Source organism: Nitrosovibrio sp. Nv4 (genome assembly GCF_900215485.1).
GTDB lineage: Bacteria > Pseudomonadota > Gammaproteobacteria > Burkholderiales > Nitrosomonadaceae > Nitrosospira.
On record NZ_OCMZ01000002.1, the window covers coordinates 426,889 to 450,134 of the forward strand.

At 56.0% G+C, this 23,246-nt stretch carries 25 protein-coding genes and 1 pseudogene; 18 read left to right on the top strand and 8 right to left on the bottom strand.

Annotated elements, in window-relative coordinates; translation table 11 throughout:
• The first annotated feature begins 57 nt into the window (after positions 1 to 57).
• From CRO05_RS10135 to CRO05_RS10170, 8 genes are all read left to right on the top strand, one after another.
• Positions 58 to 1,053, top strand: coding sequence for a DnaJ C-terminal domain-containing protein (locus tag CRO05_RS10135; protein WP_097067086.1), 996 nt, complete (start codon positions 58 to 60; stop codon positions 1,051 to 1,053).
• On the top strand, positions 1,050 to 1,412 hold the full coding sequence (locus CRO05_RS10140) for a chaperone modulator CbpM (RefSeq protein ID WP_097067087.1): 363 nt from the start codon (positions 1,050 to 1,052) through the stop codon (positions 1,410 to 1,412). The genes CRO05_RS10135 and CRO05_RS10140 overlap by 4 nt, the downstream gene beginning before the upstream one ends.
• A 472-nt stretch (positions 1,413 to 1,884) precedes the next feature.
• On the top strand, positions 1,885 to 2,226 hold the full coding sequence (locus CRO05_RS10145) for a hypothetical protein (protein WP_143860913.1): 342 nt from the start codon (positions 1,885 to 1,887) through the stop codon (positions 2,224 to 2,226).
• Positions 2,223 to 4,367: a VTT domain-containing protein gene (locus CRO05_RS10150; RefSeq protein WP_097067089.1), complete on the top strand. Its 2,145-nt coding sequence runs from the start codon at positions 2,223 to 2,225 to the stop codon at positions 4,365 to 4,367. The genes CRO05_RS10145 and CRO05_RS10150 overlap by 4 nt, the downstream gene beginning before the upstream one ends.
• Positions 4,368 to 4,470: 103 nt before the next feature.
• Positions 4,471 to 5,157 (top strand): endonuclease/exonuclease/phosphatase family protein, encoded by a 687-nt coding sequence (locus CRO05_RS10155; protein ID WP_097067090.1) that lies wholly within the window; start codon positions 4,471 to 4,473, stop codon positions 5,155 to 5,157.
• 380 nt (positions 5,158 to 5,537) lie between these two features.
• Positions 5,538 to 6,083, top strand: coding sequence for an SRPBCC family protein (locus tag CRO05_RS10160; protein ID WP_097067091.1), 546 nt, complete (start codon positions 5,538 to 5,540; stop codon positions 6,081 to 6,083).
• Positions 6,084 to 6,520: 437 nt separating this feature from the next.
• Complete coding sequence (locus CRO05_RS10165; RefSeq protein WP_097067092.1) at positions 6,521 to 9,391, top strand: cation-translocating P-type ATPase; 2,871 nt, start codon at positions 6,521 to 6,523, stop codon at positions 9,389 to 9,391.
• 52 nt (positions 9,392 to 9,443) lie between these two features.
• Complete coding sequence (locus tag CRO05_RS10170) at positions 9,444 to 10,103, top strand: phosphatidylcholine/phosphatidylserine synthase (RefSeq protein ID WP_097067093.1); 660 nt, start codon at positions 9,444 to 9,446, stop codon at positions 10,101 to 10,103.
• Positions 10,104 to 10,279: 176 nt separating this feature from the next.
• On the opposite strand, the gene CRO05_RS10175 is transcribed toward CRO05_RS10170, so the two are convergent.
• From CRO05_RS10175 to CRO05_RS10200, 5 genes are all read right to left on the bottom strand, one after another.
• Positions 10,280 to 10,525 (bottom strand): EexN family lipoprotein, encoded by a 246-nt coding sequence (locus CRO05_RS10175; RefSeq protein WP_097067094.1) that lies wholly within the window; start codon positions 10,523 to 10,525, stop codon positions 10,280 to 10,282.
• Positions 10,526 to 10,842: 317 nt separating this feature from the next.
• Entirely contained in the window at positions 10,843 to 11,142 is a 300-nt protein-coding gene (locus CRO05_RS10180; RefSeq protein ID WP_200814362.1) for an EexN family lipoprotein, read from the bottom strand.
• A 285-nt stretch (positions 11,143 to 11,427) separates the two neighbouring features.
• A complete protein-coding gene (locus CRO05_RS10185) occupies positions 11,428 to 11,964 on the bottom strand; it encodes a hypothetical protein (protein ID WP_097067095.1) in 537 nt (178 codons plus the stop codon).
• 344 nt (positions 11,965 to 12,308) lie between these two features.
• Positions 12,309 to 12,986: a DUF6475 domain-containing protein gene (locus CRO05_RS10195; RefSeq protein WP_097067097.1), complete on the bottom strand. Its 678-nt coding sequence runs from the start codon at positions 12,984 to 12,986 to the stop codon at positions 12,309 to 12,311.
• Positions 12,976 to 13,935 carry a YdaU family protein gene (locus CRO05_RS10200; protein ID WP_097067098.1) on the bottom strand — a complete coding sequence of 320 codons (960 nt, stop codon included), beginning with the start codon at positions 13,933 to 13,935 and terminating at the stop codon, positions 12,976 to 12,978. Before CRO05_RS10200 ends, CRO05_RS10195 begins: the two co-directional genes overlap by 11 nt.
• A gap of 172 nt (positions 13,936 to 14,107) precedes the next feature.
• Here CRO05_RS10200 and CRO05_RS10205 point away from each other — a divergent pair, with 172 nt between their 5' ends.
• The 4 genes from CRO05_RS10205 to CRO05_RS10225 all read left to right on the top strand — a co-directional run bounded on the left by CRO05_RS10205 (position 14,108) and on the right by CRO05_RS10225 (position 16,173).
• Positions 14,108 to 14,677 (top strand): XRE family transcriptional regulator, encoded by a 570-nt coding sequence (locus CRO05_RS10205; RefSeq protein WP_097067099.1) that lies wholly within the window; start codon positions 14,108 to 14,110, stop codon positions 14,675 to 14,677.
• Between the two features lie 221 nt (positions 14,678 to 14,898).
• Positions 14,899 to 15,132: a hypothetical protein gene (locus CRO05_RS10210; RefSeq protein ID WP_235001384.1), complete on the top strand. Its 234-nt coding sequence runs from the start codon at positions 14,899 to 14,901 to the stop codon at positions 15,130 to 15,132.
• Positions 15,133 to 15,239: 107 nt separating this feature from the next.
• Complete coding sequence (locus CRO05_RS10215; RefSeq protein ID WP_097067100.1) at positions 15,240 to 15,572, top strand: hypothetical protein; 333 nt, start codon at positions 15,240 to 15,242, stop codon at positions 15,570 to 15,572.
• Between the two features lie 370 nt (positions 15,573 to 15,942).
• On the top strand, positions 15,943 to 16,173 hold the full coding sequence (locus tag CRO05_RS10225; protein ID WP_097067923.1) for a hypothetical protein: 231 nt from the start codon (positions 15,943 to 15,945) through the stop codon (positions 16,171 to 16,173).
• Between the two features lie 277 nt (positions 16,174 to 16,450).
• Here CRO05_RS10225 and CRO05_RS15535 read toward each other — a convergent pair whose 3' ends face one another.
• The 3 genes and pseudogenes from CRO05_RS15535 to CRO05_RS10235 form a co-directional block, all read right to left on the bottom strand.
• Positions 16,451 to 16,624: a hypothetical protein gene (locus tag CRO05_RS15535; RefSeq protein WP_159462723.1), complete on the bottom strand. Its 174-nt coding sequence runs from the start codon at positions 16,622 to 16,624 to the stop codon at positions 16,451 to 16,453.
• Positions 16,625 to 16,671: 47 nt separating this feature from the next.
• Positions 16,672 to 19,023: a TonB-dependent siderophore receptor gene (locus tag CRO05_RS10230; RefSeq protein WP_235001385.1), complete on the bottom strand. Its 2,352-nt coding sequence runs from the start codon at positions 19,021 to 19,023 to the stop codon at positions 16,672 to 16,674.
• Between the two features lie 407 nt (positions 19,024 to 19,430).
• A pseudogene (locus tag CRO05_RS10235) lies at positions 19,431 to 19,772 on the bottom strand (AAA family ATPase); the annotation flags it as partial.
• Between the two features lie 269 nt (positions 19,773 to 20,041).
• Between CRO05_RS10235 and CRO05_RS10240 the strand changes: the two are divergent.
• From CRO05_RS10240 to CRO05_RS16125, 6 genes are all read left to right on the top strand, one after another.
• Positions 20,042 to 20,587, top strand: a complete 546-nt coding sequence (locus tag CRO05_RS10240; protein WP_235001386.1) for a TetR/AcrR family transcriptional regulator — start codon at positions 20,042 to 20,044, stop codon at positions 20,585 to 20,587.
• A 35-nt stretch (positions 20,588 to 20,622) separates the two neighbouring features.
• Entirely contained in the window at positions 20,623 to 21,366 is a 744-nt protein-coding gene (locus CRO05_RS10245) for an SDR family oxidoreductase (RefSeq protein WP_097067104.1), read from the top strand.
• A gap of 214 nt (positions 21,367 to 21,580) precedes the next feature.
• Positions 21,581 to 21,967 carry a nuclear transport factor 2 family protein gene (locus tag CRO05_RS10250; RefSeq protein WP_097067105.1) on the top strand — a complete coding sequence of 129 codons (387 nt, stop codon included), beginning with the start codon at positions 21,581 to 21,583 and terminating at the stop codon, positions 21,965 to 21,967.
• Positions 21,968 to 22,046: 79 nt separating this feature from the next.
• On the top strand, positions 22,047 to 22,433 hold the full coding sequence (locus CRO05_RS10255) for a nuclear transport factor 2 family protein (RefSeq protein ID WP_097067106.1): 387 nt from the start codon (positions 22,047 to 22,049) through the stop codon (positions 22,431 to 22,433).
• A 63-nt stretch (positions 22,434 to 22,496) separates the two neighbouring features.
• Positions 22,497 to 22,652 (top strand): serine hydrolase, encoded by a 156-nt coding sequence (locus tag CRO05_RS15720; RefSeq protein ID WP_200814364.1) that lies wholly within the window; start codon positions 22,497 to 22,499, stop codon positions 22,650 to 22,652.
• Positions 22,653 to 22,660: 8 nt separating this feature from the next.
• Positions 22,661 to 23,134 carry a serine hydrolase gene (locus CRO05_RS16125; protein WP_369831630.1) on the top strand — a complete coding sequence of 158 codons (474 nt, stop codon included), beginning with the start codon at positions 22,661 to 22,663 and terminating at the stop codon, positions 23,132 to 23,134.
• The last annotated feature ends 112 nt before the right edge of the window (positions 23,135 to 23,246 follow it).

Below are 23,246 nucleotides of genomic sequence, written 5' to 3' on the forward strand. Positions count from 1 at the left end.
AGGTTCCTTAAAAGGGAGATTCGCCTAATCAGGCCTAAACGCCTTCACGGGAAATAGATGGAATACAAGGATTATTACAAAATCATGGGGGTTGCGCGCGGCGCCTCCCAGGATGATATCAAGCGCGCTTACAGGAAGCTGGCGCGCAAGTATCATCCCGATGTAAGCAAGGAACCGCAAGCTGAAGTACGTTTCAAGGAACTGGGCGAAGCCTATGAAGTGCTGAAAGATCCGGAGAAACGGGTGGCTTACGACCAGCTCGGCACAAACTGGAAAGCGAATCAGGAATTTCGTCCCCCACCAGACTGGAATACCGGTTTCGAATTTTCCGAGCGTGGATTTCCGGGCGGCGATGCCTCGCAGTACAGCGACTTTTTCGAATCGCTGTTTGGCCGGAGCTTTCGCTCAGGCGCCAGCAGATACGGCGGCGCGACAAGTGATCGAGGGGCCGCCGGGCGGGGCGGTGCCTCGTTTCATGTCCCAGGTGAGGATCATTATGCCAAGGTAATGATCGATCTGGAAGATTCCTACGCGGGCGCTACCCGCACCATTACCCTGCAAGTACCTGGGGTCGATGCGCAGGGACGCGTATCGACGCGCGAACACAAGCTCAATGTCGCCATTCCGCGCGGCATTCGACCGAAGCAGTATATTCGCCTCGCCGGACAAGGGGCGCCAAGCCATGGGCAGGGCAAGCGGGGCGACCTGTATCTGGAGATTGAATTCCGCCCTCATCCCCACTACCGTGTGGAAGACAGGGATGTGTATCTTGACCTGCCGGTAGCGCCGTGGGAGGCGGCGTTGGGGGCCACCGTGAAAGTGCCTACTCCGGAAGGGATAATTGAACTCAAAATACCTCCCGATTCTGCTACTGGCCGCAAGCTGCGGTTGAAAGGCCGCGGGATTCCCGGCAAAACGCCGGGAGATTTCTATGTTGTGCTGCGAATCGTTCCGCCCCCCGCCAACGATGAAGCGGCGAAATCGTTCTACCACAGCATGGCTGAGCACTTTAAATCGTTCAACCCACGGGCTAAACTCGGAGTGCATGCATGACGGAGAAAAACCCGCCCGGCACGTCAAACGATAAACCAGCGGAGACACCGGCCGAGCTAAGCACCATCATCATTGATGAGCAGCACACCCTCACGCTGACCGAACTCAGCCACGCCTGCGCAGTACAGAGCGGCTATATTGTCGAATTGGTTGACGAAGGCCTGCTCACCCCCGAAACCGTGGACGAGCATGAACCACATCGCTGGCGCTTTACCGGCACACAGATGCGCCGTGCCAGAGTGGCCTCCCGGCTGCAAAATGATCTCGGCATCAATCTCGCGGGGGTAGCGCTGGCCCTGCAATTGCTGGAGGAAGTTGAAGTTCTTCGGGCGCGGCTCGAGGCGATGGATAGAGAGTGATATTGCGGGTTGATGCCCGCCTCTGGAATTGTCATCGAAGTCTTTCCAACCCGCGCAGATCTTCCGTCGAGCTGAAAACGGCAAGGAAAATACAAGAATTGGGCGGCCGTCAAAAACACAAATCTGCTCCTTCCATATCTCCGGCAACGGCCGTTAATTTCCTGATCATCGATATCCATCGCCTGGACGGTAGTTGTAATCATTGCCCTGCTGGCTCCAGCCCATCCTTGCTGCCACTGAGGCAAGACATCTGGCAAGACATCTGTTATCCCCGGTTTTCGTTTATGTTCGACAACGAACGGAAGACCTGTCCCAGCAGGAGCATATTCGCCTGATCGGCAAGGACCGGTTTTGTTAGGCTTTGCGTTCGCTCGGCAGCGGCGGCGCATCACAAATAATTTGCATTGCTTCAGAATTTCGGGTTCCTGAGAGGCGGAGCAATTAAACCCATTGAATGAATCAGGAGTTGATAATGGAAAAAGACCCATTGATCAAGTTAACCTGGCGCGGCCATGAAACAATCGAATCCATACCTGCGCTGCTGGATCATGCGCGAAAACTGGAGATAACTCTCCCCTCGAACTATAACCATTCTTTGTTCAGTGCGTTGCATCGCGACGAACCCGCGGCTCAGCTGGAAGAAATTGATGTCTCCGGCGGTCCGGAACTCCTCGCACGCGTTGCAACCGTCAGTGGTCTTGAAGAATTTGCCACGCTCACTCGCCCGTTAACCGCCGCCCGAGCTACGATACAGGTCGAGAGTCCGCCAAAAGTTATCATCACGCTTCCTGCCGGGAATACCGAAGGGAAATGACTCGCCCTGCCATTCTAAAACCGGGGGATAACTGCTGGCGCATGGAACGCGCTGATCGGGCCGCCTTTATCGTGGATGGAGCTGATTTCTTCAAGGCTTTCCGCGAAACGGTAAAACAGGCGCAGCGCTCGGTGCTGATCATTGCATGGGACATCGATAGCCGGGTGAAGCTCGTGCGGGAAGGTGAATCGGACGGCCTGCCAGTCGAACTGGGCGATTTTCTCACCAGCATGGTCAAGCGCAACAGTAAGCTCGACATACACATACTGGACTGGGATTTCGTCATGATCTTTGCCCCGGACCGTGAATGGCTGCCGCTTTACAAAGAGAAATGGAACGGTCATCCGCGCCTGCATTTTTGCCTGGATGACCGACATCCGACCGGGGCGTGCCATCATCAGAAAATCGTGGTGGTTGATGATCAAATCGCATTCGCAGGTGGGCTGGATTTGACACTGGGCCGCTGGGATACTCCCCAACACACGCCTTGCGATCCCCGCCGGCGGGACCTTGAATCAGAACAGGTGCCGCAACCTTATCACGACATCCAGATGATGGTCAGCGGTCCGGCCGCGGCTGCGCTTGGGGAACTCGCGCGGGAACGCTGGCGCCATGCAACAGGCGCGACTCTTCCCGCACCCCGGATCCAGGCCGAGGCAAACTACTGGCCGGCCTATCTGGCGCCGGATGTGGAAAATGTGGACGTTGCAATTTGCCGGACTGTTCCCAAGTACGAGAACCAGGCGGAGGTGCGGGAAGTGGAGCGGCTTCTGGTCGATGCCATCGCAGCCGCCCGCCAGTCGATATATATCGAAGCCCAATATTTTACAGCACATAAGATTACTGCTGCCCTTGCGAAGCGCCTGAAGGAGGAAGACGGCCCGGAAGTGGCCGTGCTGTTGCCGGAACACACCGTCGGCTGGCTGTCGAAAACCACCATGGACGTCCTGCGCGAGCGCTCATTCCGGCAACTCCTGAAAGCAGATCACTACAACCGATTGCGGCTTTATGAGCCCTGCATACCCGGTCTTGATGATGAATGCGTCAACATACACTCCAAGGTTACGATAATAGACGATGAACTGCTCCGCATAGGCTCGGCAAACCTCAATAATCGTTCAATGGGCCTGGATACCGAATGCGATCTTGTGATTGAGGCAAATGGCAAGCCCCATATACGCAGCGCTATTCATGCCTTCCGCAACCGCTTGCTGGAAGAGCATTTAGGCATGGAAGCAAGCAGAATAGAAGAGCGACTCGCACAAGAGGGATCCCTGATCCGCACTATCGAATCGCTTCGCGGCTCTGGGCGCACCGTGCGCCCACTGACGTTTCGCGTGACACCGGAGATGGACGCGTGGGTACCGGATGATGATTTCGTTGACCCCGGCCAACCTATGGATCCGAGCGAACTGATGAAAGAGTTTGTTCCCGAAGAAGAACGCGGACCGGTGCGCAATCATATCTTTTTGATCTTGACGATACTCGCCGCCATTCTTGGGCTGGCCGCCATGTGGCAATGGTCGCCCCTGAGAGAATGGGTCAATGTCGACAATCTGGTCGGCTTCGCCGCCGAATTCGAGCAGGCGCCGAGCGCGCCACTATTGACCCTTGGCGTTTTCCTTATCAGCGGTATAATTGCGTTTCCCCTTACGGTGCTCATCGTTGTCTGCGTGCTGGTGTTTGGTCCGTGGCAGGGTTTTCTCTATTCAATGCTTGGTGCGCTGTTGAGTGCGGTATCCACCTATGGACTGGGTCATTTGCTGGGCCGCAACACGGTGCGGCGATTTGCCGGCAAGAAACTTCACGAACTGAACAAGCGGCTCGCCCGACGCGGGTTAATGACCATTATCGTTGTCCGGATCATTCCATTTGCCCCGTTTTCGGTCATCAACATGATCGCCGGCGCCTCCAAAATCCGTTTCCGGGATTTTGTCATCGGCAGCGCCATTGGCATGCTGCCCGGAATCGTCGGCATATCACTGTTTACGGATCGGCTGGCTGCCACCATCCAGGAACCTGATCTGCCAGCCTTCGCCATATTGGTGGCGGTTGTCGGGGTCATTATCGTCGCGGGCTGGACATTCTGGCGGTGGGAAGAGCGCCACCGGAACCCCAGGCTACGAGCTCAGTCAGATTGAGCGAGTGCACAGCATTTTTCCAGCGCGGTATAACGCTGCATCTGCCCACTTTGCCGCCACCTGTGTTTCAGGCACAAGAAATTTCAAGGTTTTTATCCGCTCCATGAACCTGACACTGGCCACCTATAACATACATGCATGCATTGGCACGGACAGACGCTTCGATCCTGACCGCATCGTCCGCGTGCTGCAGGAACTGAATGCCGATGTAGTGGCCTTGCAAGAGGTGGAGCATCATGACGTCGATGGTTATGATTTGCTGGATTACCTGGCGGAAAAAACGGGCTTGACAGCTATTGCCGGCCCTACGCTGAAGCGTGAAACCCGCCACTACGGCAACGCCATATTGACCAGGCTCCCCGTCATGGCGGTAAACCGCGTCGACCTGACCCTGCCTGGACGCGAGGCGCGGGGAGCGATTGATGTCACCCTTGCCGGCAATGAGCGGCGCGTGCAGGTTGTGGCAACGCATCTTGGGCTCAGGCCCTGGGAACGGCGTCAGCAGGTTCGCCGCTTGCTCGAACTGTTCGAAATCGGTCTTACAGATACTTATGTGCTGATGGGTGACCTGAACGAATGGTTCCTGTGGGGACGCCCTGTGCGTTGGCTGCACGCGCACTTCAAGCACGCTCCACATCCTCCGACGTTCCCCTCGCGCCGTCCTTTCATGGCGCTCGATCGCATGTGGGTACACCCCCGCCGCCGGCTCACAAAACTGGAAGCTCACGCGAGCGGCCTTGCGCGCCTTGCCTCCGACCACCTACCGTTGAAAGCCGTTGTTGAAATCTGATTTGTGAGGCTGGCCTCAAGTATTCATTGTCGCGCACGTCAAAAGATCGTGAATTTCCAGAAAAACTCGGCAACCTCAGATTTATCTCTGGATGTTATATCGGAGATGGCTTCGCCCGCTCCCCGAATTTTGCACTACGTGTACAACCGCACAGATAACATGCGCCCGAGAGCACATTATTTCCCCACGAGTACAATTTGTCGCCTTATTTGATTCGACCTGTCTGCTCTTGCAGGTACGCGTTATGGTAAAGGCGGACTTGTCTCCATTTGTCGAGCAATCTTTCGTAAACTCAAGCGTTCGGTTGGCATAAATTCCCAAACTCGCGGTGCGACAGCCTTCCGGACGGCGAAGCGGTATTCACCTGGAGGAGACTCAAAATGATAGGAAAAATTGTAACGCTCGCTGCGGTTGCCGCAGGCGGGGTCTTGTTATCCAAGAAGTTCAAAAATTCCCGGCACTCTGAGAAAACGTCGACCATGGAAGATTCGATCGAAGTTAATGTGCCGGTAAGTACTGCATATAACCAGTGGACTCAATTTGAAGAATTTCCCAAGTTCATGAAAGGTGTGCGCGAAGTACGGCAGCTTGATGACACCCACGTGCACTGGCGGGTTGAGATCGGCGGTAAAGAGGAACAATGGGATGCCGAGATCACGGAACAGGTGCCGGATACACGGATCGCCTGGCGAAGCACGAGCGGAGCCAAGAACGAGGGCGTCGTAAAGTTCTATAAAATCGCCGATTCTGTAACCCGGGTCGTGCTACAAATGGATTACGGCCCGAAGGGCTTGGTTGAAGAAATTGGCGACGCATTAGGGATGGTCAAGATGCGCACGAGCGGAGATCTGAGGCGTTTCAAGGAATACATAGAAAGCCGCGGGAAAGAAACCGGAGAGTGGCGCGGCTCCGTGCCCCAGCACTAACTCAGAGTAGGCCCCGGCCTGATGAACCGATCATATGCGTTGGCGTATTCGCGCGGCAGTGATCCTGAAATCAGGCTGTGTCTATTCCGCGTCCCCATGCACCTAACTCAGCCGTAAGAATCAGTGGAATCATTGCTTACACTTTTCAGGCATGTCTGCCTCCAGCGTCTCTATTTAAGCGAACTCCACTTCGCGGTAGATACTTCTGCCATAAAGCGAGAAACATCTCATCCCTTAATTCCGTTAGCAGCCGCTTTGACAGGGTATCAGGCACTTTCAAGGGCGACCGCGTGTCGCGCCACATGGGAGGGCTGGGCAGGATAGCGATTGACCTGAAATAGTACGTCCCGGGCCGAGACACCTCCTTAAGCCCTGCCCGTTGCTTGTTGACGGGGGCCCTCAATCAGTTGGTAAGCACAAAAGCGTCATGATGCCCAATGAGCACTTCGAACGCGCAGCAGCATCAGAAGGATCCTTATCAGCAGACTGCCGATGAATTAATGGCCGCGCTCGGTACCGATGCGCCGAGCGGCTTGAGTGAAACCGAAGCTCGCGCGCGGCTCGACAGATACGGTAAAAACGAGCTGGCAGCCGAGGAACCCACCCCCCGTTGGAAGAAGTTCCTGGCGCAGTTTCAAAATGTGCTGGTCGTCCTGCTGCTGATTGCAACGGCGATTTCGGCAGGACTGTGGCTATATGAGCGCGAATCGGCATTGCCTTATGAAGCGATTGCGATCTTCGCAGTCGTGCTGCTTAACGCCGCCATGGGCTATATTCAGGAAGCACGCGCGGAGGAAGCTGTAGCAGCTTTACGTGATATGTCGGCGGCGCACGCCAGTGTTATTCGAGAAGGCGCACAGCGGAGTATAGCAGCGGCGGAACTCGTGCCCGGCGATATCATCCTTGTAGAAGAGGGGGATACCATTGCGGCCGACTCACGACTGATTCAGTCGACCGCGCTGCAAACGGCGGAGGCGGCACTCACGGGTGAGAGCCTGCCGGTACCGAAAGATACAGCTGTGATTACGGAAGAGGCCGAGCTCGGCGACCGCCATAACATGATCTTCAGCGGCACGGCTGCAACTTTCGGTCGAGGGCGCGCCGTGGTCGTTGCAACTGGCATGCAGACGCAGATGGGGCGCATCGCAGGGATGCTGAAAGAAACCCCGGTAGAGATCACGCTGCTGCAAAAGGAACTCGCTCGCGTCGGCAAGCTCCTGGGGATAATTATTGTCATTATCGCCGTTATCATGATCGCAACGATTATCCTCATCGAGGATGTCAGCGGTTTCGCGGCGTTATTCGACGTTCTTATCCTGGGCATCGCGCTGGCCGTAGCAGCAATACCGGAAGGCTTGCCCGCGGTTGTTACAGCTGTCCTTGCCCTCGGCGTGCAGCGTATGGCGCGCAGAAACGTCATCATACGACACCTCCCGGCAGTCGAGACACTTGGTTCGGCAACCGTTATTGCCTCAGACAAAACAGGCACATTGACGAAGAATGAGATGACAGTACGCGCCGTTGTCACCGCGAGCGGCCGGGTAGTAATGGATGGCGCGGGGTATGCACCAGGGGGTGAAGTAAGACTGCAGGGCAGTGAAGAGATCGCTGATGGCGGCACTAAGGACGATACGGCCCGAAAGGGAGCAATAGCCGGTGCGCCGAAAATAGAGCTGGAGCGTGCGCTCGTAATCGCCCAGCGGGCCAATAATGCCGTGCTGCAGCAGCATGACGGTCGGTGGACGGTTCAGGGCGACCCAACCGAAGGGGCGCTCATCGTCGCTTCCCGCAAGGCGGGACTGGAAGATGAGGCACTCGATGCGCGTTTCGAGCGCCTGGGCGAACTACCCTTCACATCCGACCGTAAATTGATGACGACGATTCATAAAGACACACAGAGACAGGAGCATCTGCGAGTCTTCACCAAAGGCGCACCAGACCTGTTGCTCGAGCGCTGTTCGCACGAACTTGTGGGAGAAGAGGCGAAACCACTGACCGCAAACCGCCGGGCAGCGATTCTGCAAACAAACGAAGAGCTTGCAGGGGAAGCCCTGCGTTCACTTGGCGTCGCCTTCCGTTCTTTGCCCGCTAACGCGTTTGATGCCGACAAAGTTGACGAACGCATCGAGCAGGATCTCGTTTTCGCGGGCCTGATCGGCATGATCGATCCACCGCGTGAAGAAGCGAAGCAAGCTGTCGCCCGCGCGGCCGCGGCAGGGATACGCCCGATAATGATAACGGGAGATCACCCCGTAACCGCAGCCGTTATCGCCGGCCAACTCGGCATTACCGAAAAAGCACGCGCGACTACCGGCGCCGAAATCGAGAAGCTTTCGGACGACGCCCTCGATCAGACAGTAAAGGAAGTATCAGTCTACGCACGCGTCAGCCCCAGACACAAGCTGCGAATCGTCGAAGCGTTGCAGCGAGGAGGAGCGATTGTGGCGATGACGGGTGATGGTGTAAATGACGCGCCCGCGCTGAAAACCGCGGATATCGGCGTCGCAATGGGCATAATGGGAACGGATGTTTCCAAGGAAGCAGCCGACATGATACTCATGGACGACAACTTCGCATCGATCGTTGCAGCGGTCGAAGAAGGACGCGCTATTTTCTCCAATATCCGCAAGTTCCTGTGGTATCTGCTCTCGTCCAACAGCGGGGAGGTGCTCGTGATGTTCTTCGGCTTGCTGCTGGCGGACATCATCGGATTGAAGGCTGAAGGACAATCCCTCGTGCTGCCGCTGCTGGCAACGCAACTCCTGTGGATCAATCTCGTAACGGACGGCGCGCCGGCACTCGCGCTTGGCGTGGATCCTCCCAGCTCAGATGTAATGAGCAAGCAGCCCCGTCCGCAGGACGAAGGCGTGATCACATCCCGGATGTGGTTCGGCATCCTCCTGGTAGGCGTGATCATGGGTATGGGGACGCTGCTGGTACTCGATGCCAGCTTGCCGGGCGGTTTTATTGAAGGCTCCGGCAGCATACGCTATGCACAAACCATGGCGTTTACGACGCTGGTACTGTTTAACCTCTTTAACGTTTTCAACGCCCGGTCCGGCGAACAGAGCGCATCCGTTGGATTGCTTTCCAACAAATGGCTGTGGGGCACGATCCTGTTATCGTTCCTGTTGCAAATGGCGGTAGTGTACGTGCCCTTCCTGCAGCAGGCGTTTTCGACGGTGAGCTTGAGCTTTCGGGACTGGCTGTTTTGCATACTGGTGGCAAGTTCCGTGCTGTGGCTGCGTGAACTGAGCAAAATAATCGGACGCGCCACACGCGGCCACGCGGATGTGCCGCCAAGCTAGGTACGGCCAGGATCATCACACTATACATCTTGATGACTGACTCGGAAAAACCATGCCCCCATCCCCCAAGTCCCCCGGTTCCCCCAATTCCCCCAGTTCCCCCAAGCATTTTTCGATGATTCGCGGATTCCACCTGGCGGACTTTTTTACGCTGGGTAACGCCGCCTGCGGTGTAACGGCTGTGCTATTCGCCATGCTCTATATTGATAGCAAAGCCGCAACCCATTTCTTCAGCTCGGCCGCAATGATGGCGGCAGCTTTTGTATTCGACGTGCTCGATGGATACATAGCGCGCTTGCGGCGCCAGCATTCGGCGCTGGGGCGCGAACTCGACTCGCTGGCGGACATCCTTTCATTCGGCATCGCCCCAGCGGCTCTTGGTTTCGCTGCGGGATTGCGCGGCGGCTGGGATTGGTTATTGCTGATTTATTTTGTATGTTGCGGAGTAAGTCGGCTGGCAAGGTTTAATATTACGGCAGAAAGTCTTTCAGCGGGGGCCGATAAGGTAGCCTACTTCGAAGGTACCCCGATTCCTACCAGCATCTTTCTGACCGCCGTATTGGCACTAGCCGCATGGAAGGAGCAGCTGGGCGACAATCTTTACTGGGGGGCGTGGACAGTCGGACCATGGGAGCTGCACCCTCTAGCCCTGCTGTTTGCATTGTCCGGGACCCTCATGATCAGCAAAACGCTGCGCATCCCGAAAATATAGCCCGGTTCGCACGCGCACGCTTTGTAGTGACCCCTCTTCGCTGTCTGATGAGGAGGAAGTGCGGAGGAAGTAGGAAAATCACACTTCCCACGGCCTGGGGGTGGTGATAAAGAAACGGCCGGTCCTAGTGCCATCCCGGTGCCATCCCGATTCCTCCACCGCCTTTTTCGCCCTTTTTATTTCGCAGCAGACTTTACGTTTTCTTCTGCCCGAGCCGCGTTCTTGCAATCCGGCATCGCATCAGCCGTGGTTGGATCAGCCTGGCAGTCAGCCAGCATTGCTGCTCGTTCCTTGTCATGTTTTTCATACCAGTCTACTGGACGAACATCCTGCGGATCCCGTATCTTGCAGCCCACCAGTACCGATATGAATAGCAGGCTTGCTCCGATTCGAATAAAGGTTACGTTCTGTCTCGTCTTCATGGTTTAACCCATTAATGGAAATATGTTCATTAACAAATTATCGATCCGGGGACGCCACAGATAGAGCGAATAGAGGCTAGGGCGCTCTTGTCATGATTTTTGATGATGGCGCCCTGCTTCACTCTCCACAACCAAACCGTGGTATCCCCGCTCAAAAACCCAGCCCATCCATTTTGGCCGCCATATGTTGCAGGCCACGTTATTAATGATCTCGTATCGAGGCACGTTGCTCTGTGCGCTAGTCAACCTATCTGCGAAATTCCAGGATGAAAAAACCAGCCAGACCGATGCAAAACAACCCACCACCTCTTTCAATCTCACTTGACAATGGGCGGCGGGGTGGTCCGAACGCCCTCATCCGGCGTCCCCCATTCTGTATTGGCTTTTACGTTATTCTCCGCACGGCTGGCGTTCACGCAATCTGGCGTGGCGTCAAGCGTGCGGGGGCTGGTCATGCAGTCAGCCAGCTTTGCCGCTCGTTCCGCTGAATGTTGCTCGTACCAATCCACGGACCGGACTTCGTCCTGCGCTTGACGGCCTTCGCATCCCGCCAGTACCGATATCACCAGCACACTTGCCGCCATTGGAACAGCAGTTACGTTTTTTTTCATCTTCATGGTTTAACTCTTCAATAGAAATATATGCCCCCTGAATTTTCGGTTGGGCGCTTTGTTTGAAAAGTGGAGGCTGTAAGCCATAACGTATCATCTGCAAGCTTTCCCATTTCGAATCATCGTTCTTTCCAGCACCGTTGATTTCGAGCATTACATGTGGCCGCACCCTTTCTCTGTGCGCTAGCGAACCATGGCAATACATCATTGATGGATAATGCCGACTGCAGGCACAATCGTTCCACGCATCATTCCCCTCCGGCGAATTACCCACGCTAATCCGGTCTGCATCTATGACATTTCGCCTATAGCCGGACCATGACCCGAACTCTGCAGCAAATCCCGGGCTTCCATTTCCCTTTGCAAAATGTCCATGGCCTGGTTGTGGATCATATCCAGCGCATCATAGCCGCGGTTGCGCAGCGACGCCGCCTTGAGCATCCCGCATGACAAGTTTTTTCTGATCTCGCGCAGTCCTGTCTTTTGCCCACAGTAAGTGCGGATTATCAGCTCGACGCCTCTCCGACTGTGCATTCCCGTGCCAAAATTCGCGGCGAGATGGCGTGCAAGCAAATCAAATCCGCTTGCTTCCCGGCCGTACTGCACGGTTACGTAGGCCATATGCAAGGCCGATAATACGCGTTCGCACAGCCCCAGTATCAACGCCGCCTGAGCGTGCCGGTCATAAGCTGTCAGGTCGCCATCCGCACCGGTCTCCCCTCCCCTGTCCGGTCCACGCATCGCATTAACGGACGAGATTTTCACGATTGGCCTGTTAGTGGTTTCATAAGCCCATCTCAGGGCATGCTCCGGATTTCTGAACTTCACTTGTTATATTCCTTTTGATTGATATAACGCACAATGCTTCCCATATTTCCGTCCTTTCGCGCAATACTTCGAGAATTGCGAGTCAAAACGGATCGTTTCTTCAAATCGGCAACCGTGGCATGATTGCGCCTGCCTGCGCTCCGCAACCGCTTGGGGATTTCCGTACTCCCAGCGCTCGAGATGCGTGGAGCTGTCATATGCCGTAGTTGTAGAATTTCCTCCGATTCTGTGTGGTCCCGCTGTTCGAGTGGTTCTTGTTTCCATTTGCTTTCAGTCTCCTGCTTTAGCTGCTGCTATGGTTCCGATAGATTCCGCTTACCTTGTCTCGACCCGTAGGGGGCATCTCAACCTGCCTTTCTTTGCTCGCTCATCAGCCTGGTCTGGCTGTGCAGGGCCTCGCCCACAGTCTCGTCCAGGGCGACGCTCATGCGTTTCAAACCCAATGCCGGCCGGTCCGTTCCACCGCGCAGCACTTGCAGTGCCAACTGCTCATTCCCGATCAGCACCGGGTGGTCATTTTTGAAGCCCTTCAGGTTGTTGTGTGCTGCTGCAATTCCAATTAAAGTAGCCGGGTATTGCGGACGCTCACTGCGGGAACAGAATCCGCGATAACGGTTTTCAAATTCCCTCGCCACAAACGGCCATTCATCCTCCGCCTTGGCGCCGAGCGCAATCCATCCACCCATATCCTGGACTACACGATGAATCAGCGCATCGTCGAACACCACGTCGCAATAGGTTCCCACGCTGCGCACCGCTTGATCGACTTTAGCCCACGCCCTCATCGCGGCATCCTGCGTCGATCCTTGCAGCATGCGAATAACGTCCGCTGGCTTCGGCGCAAACTGCCCTGCGTCGGGATTTGCGAGATGGCGGTTAAAAGCGTCCACAATCGCGGCCAGGTCATACCGCTTGAGAGCGGTCCACCACACATCCAGTGCAAACCGCGATACGCTTTTGCCATAGAACCCCATCACCCCGGCAATACCATCCTGAAATTTCTGAAAATCATCAGTTTGCATGCTGAGCTTCCCTCAATTCCGGTGGCAGCCATCCTTCGGTCGCGGCCTTATTGGATGATTCAAGCATTTCCTGGCTGTTGGGCATCCGTCCCCGGTGCAAAACCAGTTTCGCAGCCTCTTCGCGCTGCCGTTTCACAGTGCCGACCACATAAGCGAAATTCGCTTTTCCCTTGGCAGCAGCGTTTCTTGCTGCCTGCACAAACTCATCCTCCACCGCTCCAGCCTGAAGCAACGCAAGCAATATGGGATGATGCGGATTACAACCTTGCACACCCAGCCGAGTCAGGGTTTTGCAGCACGCACCTCCTGCGCCAGACGGCAAGGATTCCCAATCGGCGGTTTCGGTCGAGTCTGTGGTGAGGTGAGGAGCGAGCGAAACGAAGTCAGACACGGGGCTGGGCGCGGACGTCTGCTCCTTCGAAGGCTCAATAGCGTCCGTATAATCGCAGCCTGTATTTTTATTAGGCTGGTGCTGGGATTGGTGCTGGTGCTGGTGCTGGCGCTGGTGGGTTTTCCCGATGGGTTCCCCAGGGGATATCCCGGCGGCCGCATTGCCGGAATCCGCGGGTAACCCATCAGGTAGGTCCGGGGTTTCCTGCCGCGCTTGCCGCAAGCTTTCTCTCGAAGGGCGGCCCCCTTTCCTGCCATTGATACGTGCCGCTTCTATTTTCGGTCGGGCTTTGGCAATTTCGCGGTCAGCACGATGGTTGTGGCGCAACCCGTCAATCCCCGAAACCGGAAAAAACTGCTCGGCAATCGTCTTTACGGCTTGCTGCTCAACCCTCGTCATTGCCCTGCAGACCCTGTAGAGACTGGGCAAATCTTTGGGCAACGGTTTTTCCACGCTAAAATAGGTGTCGAGTAGCATCGTATAAGCGCCGTGCTCGGCTAGAGAAAGATGTGCGGTATCACGCTGGTAGTCGCCGCAATAACGTTCATAATAATTCACGGGATAACTCCGTTCATTGAAGGTAACTGGGCTTGGTCAACACCTGCTTATCCGCCGGCAGGCGAACTTTTTTGATTAACCGATCTCCAATAGGGACATTATTACAAGTAATACTTGTATTGTCAAGTAATTCTTGTAAACACTCTGCAAGCGTTGCTTGTATTATGAATGCATGAATATTGCGAAAATAATCCGCGACGGTCGTGAAAGGCTCAACCTGAACCAGTCCCAATTGGCGGAACTGGTCGGTGTGTCTCCGCAGGCCGTGCAGCAATGGGAAGCTGGTGCAACCCAGCCTCGTGGAAAAAGATTGAACAAGATCGCGCAAGTACTCAAGCTACCGCAGGCACTGATGCATTTTGGCGCGTCTGCGGAAGCCCTCACGGCCTTGAGTGGAGCAGCAGTATCCGCCGGCGCCAGAGATGCAAGGACCGGTCAATCTTCCAAAACTGCCATTGAGAAATCTGCTTCAAACGAGAAACCCGTTTCAAACAACGATCCGCTCATCAATCAGGTTGTCGAAGCAATGCGACGCATGTCAAAAGAAGACGCTGCCCGCCTTGTAACGATCAGCAAGGCTCTGGTAGGCGAAGCCCCTGCGGAAGGGGCGGAAGCATCACCTGCGGTAGACCTGAAGCCCTTGCCTTTACCCGATATGGCCCCTCACCCGGCTCCAGCGTTTCCTGCGCGTCGGATGCCCGAGACAGGAACGAAGGTTCGTGGAAAGACGGCTGTCAGATAGAAGATTGCATGACAGACATCAGATAGATCGGCGAAAAAACGACAGACGCCGCAGCTAGCGGAAACAGACCTGAACTATACAAACTCGATCGGATAGATCGGGATGAAATAAGGATATGAAGATATGGAAAGGGACAAAATTCACAGGCATTGTGGCCCGGACACAAGCCAGCCCAGAGCCCCATTTTGTGATCCTGATAATCCGCCCGGGATTGTAGCAATATGAAATCTTCGATGAAAGCCGCCATGAGCAGCTTGCCCTATGATAGCCTGGAGATGCTGCTCGCTTTTCATGTTTCAGAAAAAGCGCGGGCAAAGCTGGAGCAATATATTACGCAATTTCCCGAGCATCTTCATGAAGTGGAAAAACGCAGGTACACCCTCGAGCAAGCGGTAAAGGAAGTCTTGGCGGAAGTGGCGGAGGTCGCGCTGCTCATCAAGGAATTGGAGAGCTAGCGCAGGGGAGCTAGCGCAACAGGACTCATTCTTTCTGCCCGGCGAGTGCCCGCGCCGACGGTGACGACTTTTAAAATAATACTGTTCATACTCTCAATGGAGCCATTATGAAAACTGTTATTTTCGCGCTGCTCAGCATATTGATCCTTTCCTCATGCGTCACGCGGGGAAAAATGACTGGAGTGCATGAGGGTATGACAAAGGCGGAAGTTATCAGGGCCGCCGGCGATCCGGATGGCTATCAGCGCAGCGGTGAATATGAAGTACTGTTCTACATCGATCGAAGTGCTGGTAACTGGTCGGCTTTTAGTACCTCCTACCGGGATGTCGTCGATTATTCGGTAATCCTGAAAGATGACCACGTCGTTGAGTACGGCCCTGGACGAACGCATCAACGCGCCTCCGGCGCCACGCCTTTTGTAAGAATGCCAGCCCGCTAAAGAGCACCAACCGACCCTCTGGCAAGAGCATTCCCCTCATTGGCGTCGAACCCCGCCCTTGCAGTCATTACAAGTTTCTCCTTGACAATTACAAGTATTACTTGTAACATACTCTCCATGCTGTAAAACATCTCCGCAGTTTGTTCGATGGGTTGTTTACAGCATTCGCGAAACAGATGTGTAGCCCGATTCGGCATAGCCTCGATCCAGTAAGCCCCGGGTGGCGTGGAAAGACAAGCGGTCGGTGACGGAAAGGCACAAAGAAATGTCCAGGCCGTGCCTGGCGCGGAACTCTGCCCGGTTTGAAAGGGCGCAGCAACAGTGGAGAAAGAGTCGGGGCTAAACTATGGGAAAGGGGGCTGTGCGCTGGATGGCTTGGAAAGAATTGTGGACCGAACAGCGTCCGGCCCCCCTTAACCTTTCGGACACCGAAATACTGGACTGGTTAGGTGAATATTGCGACCAGGCGGTCTATAACCGCCCTTCCCCTCAATACCGGGGCGGGTTCACTTTATACTGCGATGAAATCAGCACCAGCGGGGCAACCTTGCGCGAAGCGGTCTGCCTGGCGGCGGCAAAATTGGATGAATTGAACGAATAGTATTTTTTTCAATTATTACTGGTAAACCCAAGTATATAAATCGTTAACGTACCGCTTCATTCTTCGGATGTTCCTCCGGATACAGCAAAAGACTCATATTCCGCTACGGCGGATCTCAGCATTAGCGCATTATATTGCCCGGTTACGCTGCGCTAACCCGATCCGCCCCAAATTTCCGACCAATTTTGGGGATTCGAGAAATCTGTGAAAATCATTTTGTTCAGCTATGTTTTGCAAATACCTGATCCGGGAATAATCTCGTAACTTGCAGGTCGCGTTAGCGCAGCGTCAACGTTTCGCTGCAGAAAATGCGGCCAAATGACGTGACGGGATATCCATACCGATCGACCAGATCCAGGAGTGTGTGGAGACAATAGGCCATGTCCGCCATGTTTCGAGTGAGCACGGGCGGTAGCTCGATCGGAATCGAGGCACGTGTGTTCGGTTTCATTCTCCATCAATAGGAAATTTTCCTGCATGGCATGCTCCCGCCTCGACTCAGAAGTCGATCGTGGCCGATACCAGGACGGTGCGCGGCATGCCTAGCGATAAAGTGCCGAAAGAGGCCACACCTGACCAGTGGTTGGTATCGAATGCATTAAGTACATTGGCCCGGACAGTGGTCGATTTTCCGGCCACCTTGGTAGTGTAGCGCGCGCCAAAATCAAACGTCGTCCAGGAAGGCACGCTTTGCGTATTCGCCTGGTCGATATATCGTTTGCCGGTATGGATAAGATGTCCGGTCAAGGTGAATCCGGGCAGCCACCGCACATCCCATTCGGTGCTCAGATTGGCTTGCAATGTCGGCACGCCGACCGGTTTGTTGCCCACCGTGGCCGCGCTGCTGGTCTTCGTCAATTCGGCATCGAACAGCGTCGCGCCGCCCAGCAGCCGAAGACCTGACAGGGGTTCGCCAAATAGGGAAAGTTCCAGGCCACGGTTGCGCTGCTCACTATCCACGGCAAAGACATTGCCCGTGAGCTGGCCGCTAGGCCTTTTGATCTCGAAGAGACTAAGTGTAGTGATCAGGCTGCCATGATCAATCTTGACGCCGACTTCAACCTGCTCGGTTTTGTAGGGCGCGAAGATCTGGCCGGCATTGGCCGCGACCTGTGGCGCAATGTCGCCCTTGCTTAGCCCTTCCATGCGGTTGGCGTAAACGGAAACATTTTTCCAGGGCCTGACGACCAGACCGGCCAGCGGCGTGACGGCGCCCTTGTCATAGGAAGAAGTGACGGCGCCCGTTGGACCGAAGTTGTCCGAGCTGATCTGCTGCAGGCGCACGCCGAGCGTAAGCAGCACGCGCTCGTCGGCGATAGACAGGACATCGGTTAATGCGCCTCCGTAGAATTCTGTCTCCGAAACTTTCATCAGGCCAGGCCTGGCCAAGTCTTGACCGGGGCGATCGATTGGGGAATACATGTTCGACAACACTGCCGTACCAGTAGTGGAACCTCGATCCAGACGATCACGATAACCGCTGCCCTGAAGCGTCATGGTATGGCGAATGGGCCCGGTATTGAAGCGGGCGCGCAGCCCCCCGTCCGCGCTGGAGCGGTTGACGCCGAACCTGAAGTGCATCGGCGTTGACCTGGTATCGCCGGCGGCATTCTGGATCGTAGGCGTCTGATCCGAGAGCCGACTCACCCATGATTGGGAGCCGCCGACACTGCCGAACAGTGTCAGCGAGTCCGAGATGTCGTATTCCGCCTTGGCCAGGAGCGACACGTCCTCGATCGTCGACCGGCCCCAAGGCTGAGTTACGTTACGCCTGCCATCGGGGGCGGTGGGCACGGCAAGGCCTGCGGCAACCAGGAACGGGCGCGATGGAGCCTTGAACCGCTCATACTGCCCAAGGGCGTCAAAGGTCGCCCGAAACCTTTCGCCCTGATAGTCGAGCGCCACGGCACCGACATCCGCCTGGCGAAACTGGTTGTCCAGCATCGTATTACCCTGGTGATGACTACCGTTGAGCCGAATGCCGAACTGGCGATCCGCACCAAACCGCCTGCTGACATCGAGGTGGCCGCCTCCTTGCGTGTTCGACAGGTAGTTGCCCGTGAGCCGGGTCAGGTCGGTTGAAGATGCGCGCTTTGGAACGATATTGATGACGCCGCCTACGCCGCTGTTCGGGGACATGCCGTACAGCAGGGCGGCAGGTCCCTTGATCACCTCGACGCGCTCGGCGTAATCGGTAAATACCCGGTAATTGGGCGCTACCCCATACTGCCCGTCGAAGGCGAGTTCTCCAATGTTGCCTTCGCCGATCGGAAAGCCACGAATATAGAAAGAATCGACGACACCGCCCCTCTGGCCAGTAGAGCGGACTGAAGGATCTCTGGACAAGACGTCGGCCGCCGTAATTGCGTGCTGGTCCCGGACCATCTGCGACGTATAGCTGCTGATGCTGAAAGGCGTCTTCATGAGATCGGTATTGCCGAGCAACCCGAGCCGTCCACCACGCGCAACGTGTCCGCCGGCATAGGGCTCCGGAAGCGCATCAGGGCGTTCCGCACTGACTTTCACCTCAGGGAGTGTCGCCACGTCTTTGGCGGCCTCTTGCTTTGCGTCTGGCGCAGTTTGTGCATGACTAGGATTGATGAATCCCGCGGTCAACAGGCCCGCGAAGGCCATGCGCATGGCAAAGGCCAGCGGCTTGAAGCGTACTAGTGCAGGGACGCACGAAGAGCGGGGAGCAAAAGTAATCTCGCGCAGCACAATGTTTTCCTTTTTCCTGGTTTTTCTTGGAAGAGCACTGGCTGGCGATGGCTGGCGGGGTGCGGTTGCAGGTTCGCATTGTAAATTATAATCATTCTCATGGAAAGCAAGACGAGGGGTAATGGGGCTCACCTTCTCCATAGAGCTAGCCCTACTGAGAGCAAGGCCGAAGGCCGTGTCAGGAAGATTTCCTTTGTGTGGTGAAGGGTTGAATGCCTGTGGGCAATCTCTGTGAAAAACCTCGTGGACGGGGATATATCCGTCCATCAGGTTTTCCATTAGAGTTGTCCATGGCTAAGCGTAGCGTGCCGGGCGATCGGCAAGGCCGCTGCTACAATAGGTTTCAGCGATGGCTATCTGTAGCAACCTGCATTTAAAAATGGTCCGACCAGCATTCAACGCGATTTTGGGCCAGGAATAACTGCATCTATCCACCCCCGCAAACCAGAGATAACTGCAAATGAACCTGCGTTTATCCCCGTCGACCTGCATTTGATCTTCGCGAACCGGGAATAAGTGCGACTGAGGGGGCACTCACTTTAGATCGGCAAACCCGCAGCCAATATCCGCTCGCGGAACTCAGCTGCGCGGGCTGGTTCAACTGGTTGCTGAACTGCGCCCTGATTTCTGCCGGCTTGGCGTCGAACTTCTCCACCATGTCTTTAAGCCGATAGCCAATGGCGCGTCAGCGTCGACTCCAAATCGTCGAGCTGCCGCGACAGCACGGTTTCCACCAGTTCCGCCGTGACTGGCTTTTTACCTGTGTGGAAGCCGGCTTCCAGTGCCAATGTCAGGTGCAGCTGGACTTGCAGTGGGGTGCGCAGTTTGGTGGCCAGCATGTCGATCGCTTCAGTCGTCAAAATCGACTCCGGCTTGGTTTTGGTGGCAAAGCTGGCGCCGAGCAACCGTTACGCGAGGTTGCAGATCGAGTCCAACAAACGGACGTTTTTTACACTGACACTTGCGCTCTGATTTGACACAAGTAGGGCCTCTTTGGAATCGGGCTCCAGTTCTACAACAAAAGGTTCATGAGTCCGGGTTTCGCTCTCAGGCGTGTGGCAATGCGTGGGAGATTACTAGACGACTGGTCAGTTATACGCTATAGTGCGCAGCTATGAAGAAACCAGCACAGGAAACGCGGCAGCACATCTTGGATATAACCAAGTCGCTGATGACCAACAAAGGCTATACCGCCGTCGGCCTGGCCGAGGTGGTGACCGCCGCTGGTGTGCCCAAGGGCTCTTTTTACTACTATTTCAAGTCGAAGGAGGAGTTCGGACACGCATTGCTGGATGAGTACTTTTCCGAATATCTATCCAAGGTAGATACGATGCTGAATACGGACGGTCCTGCAGCTGAACGCCTGCTGAGCTATTTCCGCTACTGGGCGGATAGCCAAGGCACGGATCTGCCCGATGACAAGTGCCTGGTCGTCAAGCTGGGGCCGGAAGTATGCGATCTGTCCGAAGACATGCGCCTGGTTCTCAAGAAGGGAACCGATGCCATCATCGGGCGCATCGCCAAGTGCATTGCGCAAGGCCATGCCGATGGCTCAATCCCAGCCGGCACTGAGGCTCCTGTGCTCGCCGAATCTCTGTACCAGTTGTGGTTGGGTGCTTCACTGCTGGCCAAGCTGGGCAAGGATGGCGCACCGTTCGACACAGCTTTGTCTGCTATGGAGCGACTGCTTCACTGAGGTGTTTTTTAGCCAAAGCAAAGAGGAAATTCGACATGAATCATCTGGAGAGTAAAACCGCCATTGTCACCGGAGCATCGTCCGGTATCGGGGCAGCAACAACCCGTGCACTGGTTGCGCAGGGTGTTCGTGTGATAGCCGTTGCCCAGGACCAGCAAGAGCTCGATGCGTTCGTGGCTGATGTGCGCCAGACCGGCGGACGAATCGTGGGGCACGTAGCAGACGTCACGGATCTGGACCAAATGAAGGCGCTAGCCCAGTCCGCTCAGGACACCTACGGTTCCATCGATATCCTGATCAACAACGCCGGGCTGATGCTGTTCTCGAACTGGACGAATCTTGCAGTCCAGGATTGGGAAAAAATGATTGATGTCAACATCAGGGGTTATCTGAACGGGGTTGCTGCAGTTTTGCCCTTCATGCTGAAGCAGAAGTCAGGGCAGATCCTCAACATGGACTCCGTGGCTGGCCATCAAGTGTCTCCGTCAGCGGGTGTATACAGCGCCACCAAGTTCTTCATCCGGGCCATGACCGAGTCGATGCGAAAGGAACTGGGTGTCCAGCATGGTATCCAGGTCAACACGATCAGCCCCGGCGTGATCAACACCGGCTGGGCCGACAAGGTGAGCGACCCTGTGGGTCGCCAAGCTGCCCAGGAGCTCAACAAGCTCGCTATCGCACCCGAGGACGTTGCGCAAGCAGTCATCTATGCGCTCAACCAACCGGCGACGGTGACTATCAATGACCTGATTATCTCGCCGACGCGGCAAGACTGGTGATCAGAGTCATCCATGAGGAAACGACAGCTAATGAAGTCCGAATCGCAAGATAGGCTCCTGGAAACCGTTTCTCCGTACGAGCACGAGATTCGGCAGTTGGGACCCCGGATTCCGGCTGCTGCCGAGGCCACCGCATGAAAGCGAAACCCGTCCCAAGCCCGAGCAAGCGTCCACGAGACCTCTGCTTTTTTTTATTTTCAACAGGAGTTACGTTATGAGCAAGCCAACTTACGTCCAGGAATATAACGCCATCGTCGAGGTGCTGAACCAGTATAACGAAGGCGGCAAGCAGGCCAAGAGCAGCATCATGAAGCCGGCCTTCAGCGACCAGGCTACCATCTTCGGCATCGATGGCGACAACAAGCTGACCGGTGGTCCGATCCAGGGGCTGTTTGACACCATCGACAACCCGCCGTTCCGGCCGTCGCCCGAAGCCCAAGGCGTGATCGTCAACATCGATATCGTCGGAACCGCCGCCAGCGCCCGCATCGATACCAACGACATTTCGGGCTTCTGCTTCACCGACTTCTTCAACCTGCTGAAGGTCGAGGGCAAGTGGACGGTGGTCAGCAAGATCTACCATACCCACGTCGCCCCTTGAGCCGATCGCGCCTCGCATCGGCCGATGCGGTGGCGCCTATCCCCCGGCGCGTCATGCACCACTTGAACCGGAGAACATCATGAGCAAGAACATCAAGGCAGTCCCAACCGCCGACTACAACGCGGTGATCGCGGTGGCCCAGAAGTACGTCGACGGCCTGCGCATTGGCAGCGTCGAAGGCGTGGCCGAGGCATTCCACAAGGATGCGGTCATGTACGGCTTCACCAATGGCGAACTGCTGGGCGGCCCGATTGCCAATCTTTTTGACTTCGTCAAGAAGAACGGCAAGGCCCCCGAGATCACCACGCGACTGGACGTACTGGCGATCACGCCGACCACTGCGGTGGTGCGGGTGGACATGGAGAAGGACGCCATCGGTGCGGACTACAATGACTACCTGACGCTGATCAGGATCGACGGCGAGTGGAAGGTCATCGCCAAGGTCTATCACCAGTTCGAAGGCTGACGGCGGCATAAGCCGCAGGCTCTTTCAACTCATCGGGATGTGCGCGTGATGCAATCCACTTCAATGACCGAGCGGCTGGACGAGGCCATCGACCAGGCCTTGGCCGACGAGCGTATCCTCGGCACGGTGGTGCTGGTCAGCCGGGACGGCGAGCCAATCTATCGCCGGGCCGCGGACTGGGCCGACCGCGAGGGTGGCAGCGCCATGGGGAAGAACTGATCTTCCGGCTGGCGTCGGTTACCAAACCGATCGTCACGGTCGCGGCGACGCGGCTGATCGAACTCCGCACGCTGGCGCTGGATGCGCCCGTGACGCGCCACCTGCCCGATTTTCGTCCGCGCTTGGCTGACGGCACGGAAGCCGTCATCACCCTCAATCACCTGCTCAGCCATACCGCAAGCCTGGGCTATCGCTTTCTGATGGCCGAGGGCAGTGCGTACGACCGGCTCGATGATGATGCAGCCTGGTGGCGTGCCGATGCCGTCACTGCACCCTGGGCACCACCACCATCCGCACCGCCGGCTCGCAGACGGCGTTCCGTCGTGTGGATCACGATTATCCGCTGGCCGTGGCGCAACGGGCCCATGCCCATGGCACACCGACCTACGTGCTCAACTCGGCGATCGGCGCCGACGCAGGCTCGCGGTTCTTCTACAACCGGGTCAAGAGCGAGCTGGAAAATCAGGCCAACGACCTGCTAGGAGAATACCATGCCCTTGGTTCAATACAACGCTGTCGTGGAAAGCGACGCCGCACGCGTTTGGAGCGTGCTCAAGCAGTTCAGCGCCAAAATGAGTGTCACGTCAGTCGCGC

What these genes read in the sequence shown, in the direction of transcription:
- CRO05_RS10135 (WP_097067086.1), top strand. Translation starts at nt 58, where the DNA reads ATGGAATACAAGGATTATTACAAAATCATGGGGGTTGCGCGCGGCGCC.
- CRO05_RS10140 (WP_097067087.1), top strand. Translation starts at nt 1,050, where the DNA reads ATGACGGAGAAAAACCCGCCCGGCACGTCAAACGATAAACCAGCGGAG.
- CRO05_RS10145 (WP_143860913.1), top strand. Translation starts at nt 1,885, where the DNA reads ATGGAAAAAGACCCATTGATCAAGTTAACCTGGCGCGGCCATGAAACA.
- CRO05_RS10150 (WP_097067089.1), top strand. Translation starts at nt 2,223, where the DNA reads ATGACTCGCCCTGCCATTCTAAAACCGGGGGATAACTGCTGGCGCATG.
- CRO05_RS10155 (WP_097067090.1), top strand. Translation starts at nt 4,471, where the DNA reads ATGAACCTGACACTGGCCACCTATAACATACATGCATGCATTGGCACG.
- CRO05_RS10160 (WP_097067091.1), top strand. Translation starts at nt 5,538, where the DNA reads ATGATAGGAAAAATTGTAACGCTCGCTGCGGTTGCCGCAGGCGGGGTC.
- CRO05_RS10165 (WP_097067092.1), top strand. Translation starts at nt 6,521, where the DNA reads ATGAGCACTTCGAACGCGCAGCAGCATCAGAAGGATCCTTATCAGCAG.
- CRO05_RS10170 (WP_097067093.1), top strand. Translation starts at nt 9,444, where the DNA reads ATGCCCCCATCCCCCAAGTCCCCCGGTTCCCCCAATTCCCCCAGTTCC.
- CRO05_RS10175 (WP_097067094.1), bottom strand. Translation starts at nt 10,525, where the DNA reads ATGAAGACGAGACAGAACGTAACCTTTATTCGAATCGGAGCAAGCCTG.
- CRO05_RS10180 (WP_200814362.1), bottom strand. Translation starts at nt 11,142, where the DNA reads ATGAAGATGAAAAAAAACGTAACTGCTGTTCCAATGGCGGCAAGTGTG.
- CRO05_RS10195 (WP_097067097.1), bottom strand. Translation starts at nt 12,986, where the DNA reads ATGCAAACTGATGATTTTCAGAAATTTCAGGATGGTATTGCCGGGGTG.
- CRO05_RS10205 (WP_097067099.1), top strand. Translation starts at nt 14,108, where the DNA reads ATGAATATTGCGAAAATAATCCGCGACGGTCGTGAAAGGCTCAACCTG.
- CRO05_RS10210 (WP_235001384.1), top strand. Translation starts at nt 14,899, where the DNA reads ATGAAATCTTCGATGAAAGCCGCCATGAGCAGCTTGCCCTATGATAGC.
- CRO05_RS10215 (WP_097067100.1), top strand. Translation starts at nt 15,240, where the DNA reads ATGAAAACTGTTATTTTCGCGCTGCTCAGCATATTGATCCTTTCCTCA.
- CRO05_RS10225 (WP_097067923.1), top strand. Translation starts at nt 15,943, where the DNA reads ATGGCTTGGAAAGAATTGTGGACCGAACAGCGTCCGGCCCCCCTTAAC.
- CRO05_RS15535 (WP_159462723.1), bottom strand. Translation starts at nt 16,624, where the DNA reads ATGAAACCGAACACACGTGCCTCGATTCCGATCGAGCTACCGCCCGTG.
- CRO05_RS10245 (WP_097067104.1), top strand. Translation starts at nt 20,623, where the DNA reads ATGAATCATCTGGAGAGTAAAACCGCCATTGTCACCGGAGCATCGTCC.
- CRO05_RS10250 (WP_097067105.1), top strand. Translation starts at nt 21,581, where the DNA reads ATGAGCAAGCCAACTTACGTCCAGGAATATAACGCCATCGTCGAGGTG.
- CRO05_RS10255 (WP_097067106.1), top strand. Translation starts at nt 22,047, where the DNA reads ATGAGCAAGAACATCAAGGCAGTCCCAACCGCCGACTACAACGCGGTG.
- CRO05_RS15720 (WP_200814364.1), top strand. Translation starts at nt 22,497, where the DNA reads ATGACCGAGCGGCTGGACGAGGCCATCGACCAGGCCTTGGCCGACGAG.